3 protein-coding genes and 1 pseudogene are annotated in these 5,588 nt (G+C 70.3%); all 4 read right to left on the reverse strand.

Annotated features, from left to right (window positions below; genetic code table 11):
• Positions 1-1,041: 1,041 nt before the first annotated feature.
• Positions 1,042-2,580, reverse strand: a complete 1,539-nt coding sequence (locus ACFXHB_RS44090) for a hypothetical protein (protein WP_380582785.1) — start codon at positions 2,578-2,580, stop codon at positions 1,042-1,044.
• A 365-nt stretch (positions 2,581-2,945) separates the two neighbouring features.
• On the reverse strand, positions 2,946-3,683 hold the full coding sequence (gene tpg / locus ACFXHB_RS44095) for a telomere-protecting terminal protein Tpg (protein WP_380582787.1): 738 nt from the start codon (positions 3,681-3,683) through the stop codon (positions 2,946-2,948).
• 7 nt (positions 3,684-3,690) lie between these two features.
• Positions 3,691-3,990, reverse strand: coding sequence for a hypothetical protein (locus ACFXHB_RS44100; protein WP_380582789.1), 300 nt, complete (start codon positions 3,988-3,990; stop codon positions 3,691-3,693).
• A gap of 364 nt (positions 3,991-4,354) precedes the next feature.
• Positions 4,355-5,588 (reverse strand): annotated as a pseudogene (locus ACFXHB_RS44105) (transcriptional regulator); the annotation flags it as partial.

Consider the following 5,588-nt stretch of genomic DNA (forward strand, 5'->3'; position numbering starts at 1 on the left):
TCAGCCGGACGGGTGTGAGCCAACCGGCCCACACCCACAGCAAGATCAACACCTAGCCCAAACGGGTGCCGTACACCGAAATCCTGATAGACCCGGTGGCCCCGGTGACCGTGCCCTTGGCGAGGCCGCCGTGCGGCAGCAGACCGGTGATCGGGGCGAGGACCGGCAGGACGGCGGCCTCGGCCTCGCGCGCGGGTGGCGCGGGACGTCGCTTCGAGCAGGCCGGCGAGGCGTTCGCGGCGGTCGTCGGTCCGGCGCCTTCGTTCTGCGTTACCTCAACGACTTCGGCGCGGAGCGCACCGGGGTGAGGACAAGGCTGCGGCCTGTGGTCGCTGACCCCGTTGTCCTCCGGGCCCGGGGCACTGACCGGGCGGGCCGATGCGTGACGGCCACGGCCGCCGCAGGAGACCGGCTCGGCGCCGACCACCGGGACCGGCTGACCGACCTGCTGGAGGGGACTGCCCCGGTGATTCGGTGGGCTCGACCGGGGAAGCATCGGTTGGCCGGGTGGCAAGTGGTGCTGGTACCCGGCGTCGACCGGTGGGCACCCTGCCGTCCGAAGGGGCCTGGGGCTGCAGAGCCGACGGAGGTCGCCCGTGGGCGGGTCGTACTTGTCGGTGCTCGTGGGGAAACGGTTGGCGCCGGGCAGGGTCATGAGTGAGGCAGTCGCAGCGAGGGTGGGCGGGACGATCTGCCGACGGAGTTCGCGAGTCTCGGTGTCGCGGGCCGCTCGACCTTGACGACGGGTTTCCGCGGGCGCGTCTCGCTCTTCGGGATCCGACCGGTCTCGTTGCGGACGCGTTCGCGGTCGTGGCGGGCGGGCTTGACCGCGGGGACGTGGGGGTGCAGGGGACGGCCGCGCCCGGCCGGGAAGGCTGCCGGCCGGGCGGGCTCCCGGGCCCGCTGCCCGGGTTTCGTCCTTCCTCGGCCCCCACGGGCCGGTCCTGCGAGGGTGCGGGTTCACAGGGTGAGGACGAGGACTGGAGCGGGGATGTGGTGCCGGGGCGGTGGTGCCGCCTCGGCCGTCGGTCGGGCGAGGTGTCAGGCGTGGACCCAGAACTCGATGGACCGGGGCGGGACGGAGATGGTCAGGACAGGGCCGGTCTTGGCGCTGATGTACTGGTTGTTGGTCGTCGGGCCGAAGCGGTTGCCTCGGAAGTCGCCGGTGGTCTGGGTGTTGATGGTGTAGGTGAACGTTTCGGTGGGGTTGCGGTTGGTGATGACGAGGACGGGCTTGCCCTGGGTGGTCCGCCAGGCCATGATCCGGTGGTCCTTGTAGGCCTTTCCGTCACTGCCCAGGGGTTCGTCCACGCCGTAGCGGACGGAGTCCCAGGGCATGTACTTGAGGAAGCCGCAGACGGCGTTCCAGTTCTCGGGGTTCCAGGTCCAATGGCCGACCGGGAGGTCGGGGAAGTGGTCGGGATTGAAGTTGGTGTCCTGCGGGGGGCGCCAGAAGCCCAGGCCGTAGCCCTTCGACTCGGAGTTGGTGGTGGGCTTGAGGGCGTGCAGCCAGAACCAGGTGGGAGAGTTCTGGAAGGTCATCCAGTTCATGATCGACTGGGCGGTGTTGATGCACCGGAACTCAGGGCTGAAGGGGTTGCCGGACAGGTACTCGAACTCGTTGTTGAAGCAGGCCTTGCCCCCGGCTCCGGACGTGTAGTTCCGCCTGAGCTGGTAGTCGCTGTCCTGCCCGATCTTGTGGAAGGTCCACGCGTCGACCAGGGCGGCCGCCGCCGGATCCTCTCGCAGTGCCGTGCCGATCTCGCCCTGCCAGCCGTCCCAGCTGTCGGCATGGATCATCACGTTCGGATAGGCGGCTTTGATCTTGGGGGCCACCGCCTTGAACGCCTTCACGTAGTCGTCAGTGGTGTAGTAGCAGGAGGAGTAACCGGTGGGCTTCTCGTGCGGCTCGTTCTGCAGGCCCCACATCGTGATCGGGACGCCGCGGGAGGAGAGGTAGTTCAGGTCGGCGACCATGGCATCACCGAGGGCACTCAGGTCGGCGGGGGCGAAGGAGGCGAGCGAGATTCCCGCGCCGACGAAGGAGTTGTTGGCCTTCCAGCCGGGGGCGGGCGACCAGTATTCGGCGGCTACGCCTTCAAGGCCGGCCTGCTGGACCATGTCGGCGAGCAGAGCGGTCTGCCCGGTGTACCGGTCCTGGAGGTGCTTTCCGCTGGCGTCGACGCCGCGGTGGTAGAGGCCGAGGGCGAGGCGGCAGTAACGGAAGCCGTGGTCGGTTCGGCCGCCCTTGAGCATCTGCTGGTAGAAGCGGGTGCGCTCGCTCGGCGTGAGATCGTAGGGGACACCGCTGACGGCGGTGGGCAGACCGGCGTTGCCGGAGGCGATGGAGTCAGACTGGATCTCGAAGCCGAGGCCCCGGATGGTCTGCTTGGCAGCCTGGTCGAATCGGATGGTGTAGCTGCCCGCGGTGCCGTCGGGGGCGGGGACAGGATCGGCCGCGAAGGCGGGTCGGGCGGTCGCGAGGTTCAGCAGCGGGCCGGCAGCGGAGGCGGCGCCGAGAACTGCGGCGCCGCGCAGCACGGATCTGCGACTGAGGGGGCGGGGGGCGGGATCCGTCATGACGGTGCCTCCAGGTGGCGGGGTACGAGGTGGATCGGACGAGAGGCTGCCCGGCGGCGGTCTCCTTGTCGGGTCGTGCGGGAGCCGCAGGCGGATCCGGGCGGTCGGGTGGGTCCGCAGGTGCATCGGAACGGCGGCGGACTGCCTTTCCGTGTTTCCGTTCGGGGCAGCGGGGGCCGGAGCGGCAGGTTCCGTCGAAGCCGAGGGGGGCGATGCGGCCAGCCGGGTCCGTGGGCTCCGTGGGTACAGCAGGGGGCCGGGGTGGTGGACGGCCGGTGGTGCCGGCTCGTCAGGAAGTGAGAGAAAGGTATGCGATATCCGATAATGTGCCAAGGGGTTGTCACTGCTGTGTTTCCGACCCCGTGTCAGGTGCCGCCGTCGGACACAGACGCGAAGGTCGTTGTCATCGGCGCCCTCGCCCCGGAGACGCCACCGTCAGGCCGCTGCGGGCATCGTCGGCAGAGCCTGGGCGCGCGTCGGGAAACGTGACGGTGGACAGGGACGCCTGGATGGCGAGCCAGCGGGCGGGGAGGGGTACCCGAGGGGCAGGTCGGCCATGAAGTGGGCGATGTCGGTGATGGAGACCTCGACCTCGCCGGCGCCGCCGTCGCGGCCCTCCCGGAAGTACTCCTCCTGGAGGTACTCGGCGAGCCTTCACGGGCGGCGGCCTCGTCCCCTACCTCCTGGGCCTCCAGCAGGCGGTCGGCGTACTCGGCCGGCAACGTCTTGCGGAAGTTGCGCAGCCGGCCGTCGGGGGTGGTGGTGCCGGTGGCGGAGGCCTTGTACCCGAACGCGGCGCGGGTGTTGACGGTGACGGGCCGCTGGCGGGCGGCCTTGGCGGCCTGCTTCTGCAGGCCGGGCTTCCAGTCCTTGCGGACCTCGGCCTCGATCTTCTTCGCAATGTCGGCCGGCGGGTTCTTCCGGTCGCCCTTGAGGTAACGGCGCACGGCGGTGGCGCTGACGCCCAGGCGCTGGGCGACCTTGCCGCCCTCCTTGCCGAGCAGGAAGCCAACTCGGCCCTTGGTGGTCTTGTGGATCTCGGCCTGTTTGGGGGTGAGCTTGGCGCGGACGGCCTCGCCCATGGCGTCGGTCAGCTTGCCCATCAGTCACTCACTCTCCTTCGGTGTCGCGCTCGTTGGCGCGGCGGGCGATGTAGCGGGCGGGGTTGACGCCCTCGGCGTGGCGCTCGGTGTACCAGGCGAGCGGGCGGACGCCTTCCTGCTTGACCCAGCCGGGCTGGATCCCGAGGCGGAACGCGCCGGCCACCTGGCCGCCATCGGGGGTGCGCGGGATCACGGCGAGGGCGGTGGCCTCGCTCGCCGGGTAGATGACGCAGTTGGAGTAAGGCGGCCAGCGGGGCGAGGCCGGTGGCCTTGTAGGTCTTGAGCATCTTGCGGTGCTGGGAGACACGGGCGGTGGCGATGACGGCCGCGTGGCTTTGTTCACGACTCGTGAAGTCAGTTGTTCACGGGTTTGGAAGGCGTCTGCAGACCGGACGACTCGATGTTCACAAGAACGGGAGTCACCTGCCGACGCCCGGCAACGGCGCGTCGGTGGCTGCCGCCTGCGCCCGTAGCCAGCGCTTTTGCCCCGTGCCCCGAGCGGGCGGTAGTCGGCGTCCGGCCGGCCACCACCGAGGTGCTGCCCTTTCTCGTGAACATCCGGACTGGGCGCTGCCGCCCGAACTGCTGTCGAAACGCTGCTCTGTGACGTGAACAGAGCCAGCCGCGCGCACGTCCGGGCGCCACCACACCTTCTCAAGCTCCGGCCAGGGCTATCCCGGCGTGTAGTGGAGGTAGCGGGCCGGGGACTGACGCAGCTTGCCGATCCCGGACTTGACCGTCTGCTTGACGTAGCGGGCGACCGCGCGCTCGACGGGATCGTCGGCGCCCCGGTTGTAGGCCTCCATCGCCGCCAGGAACTCCTCCGAGGCCATGCCCTGGACGATCCCGAGGGCCGCCATCGTCTCCTTGTAGGCGCGGGCCAAATGTTCCTGCCACGGGTCCAGCCACGCCGCGGCGGCCGGGCGGCGCAGCCAGGCCTGCGACGGCTCGACCGCGAGGCCGAGTTCGTGGATGGCGTAGGCCATGCTCTGGGTGGTGTACCAGTCGGGGCCGGTCGGTGCCTTGCCGTTAGGGGTGAGCGGGCACGGGAACCTCGGGTCCCACTCGACGCCGGAGAACTCCGCGCACCACGCTCCCGGGACCTTCTTGTCGAACCCAGGGCGGTCGTGGTGGACGGGGTCACCGTCGCCGACCAGCAGACGGCTGGAGCCGGACAGGAACGAGGTGTTGGTGTCGATGCCGACCACGAACAGGAACGCCGACTCGGTGTCGGCGACGTCGCGGTGCCAGTTCCACGCCTCCTCCCGCATCGCGTCCCTCTCCTCGTCCCGGCCTTGGGCGAGCGGGTGCTCCTCCGGGGCCTCCGGTGGGGCCGGCTGCACCGGGCGAGTGAACGAGCCCGGCACCGGTCCGGGCACCCACTTGCCCGTCCACTCCAGCGTCTGCTCGTCGATCTCCTGCACCGGACGGGTCGGCGGGCGCAGCTGGAGGAGGAGCTCGATGCCGTTGGTGCCCATGGAACCGCGCGGGGCGATGACACGGTTGGCGTAGGTGCCCAGGGTGCGGGCGATGTCGGGCGCGTTGGTGTCCGGGTCGATGTTCCAGCCGTTGGAGGGGCCGAGCGCGTCCCAGGGGACGACGGCCAGCTGGACGCACTGGCGGGTCCGGTCCTTGACGAGCTTGTAGATGCGGGTCCAGGAGGAGAAGCCGCGGCGGGTGAGCTGCCAGCCGGACTTGGTGAGCTGCTTGACGATCTTGTGGTCGTCGGGCAGGCGCAGCTGGCTGCGGTCTTCCAGTTCGTCGGGCAGGCCTAGCTTCTTCGCGGCCGAGGCGGTGAGGACGACCATCGGGTCGGCGTCGGCACGCAACCGCAGGAGCCCGCCCTCCTTCAGCCCCCGCCGCCAGCGCGCCGGGGGCGGGTAGCGCAGCACGGTGGAGATGTGG

This window comes from Kitasatospora sp. NPDC059327 (genome assembly GCF_042752535.1).
GTDB lineage: Bacteria > Actinomycetota > Actinomycetes > Streptomycetales > Streptomycetaceae > Kitasatospora.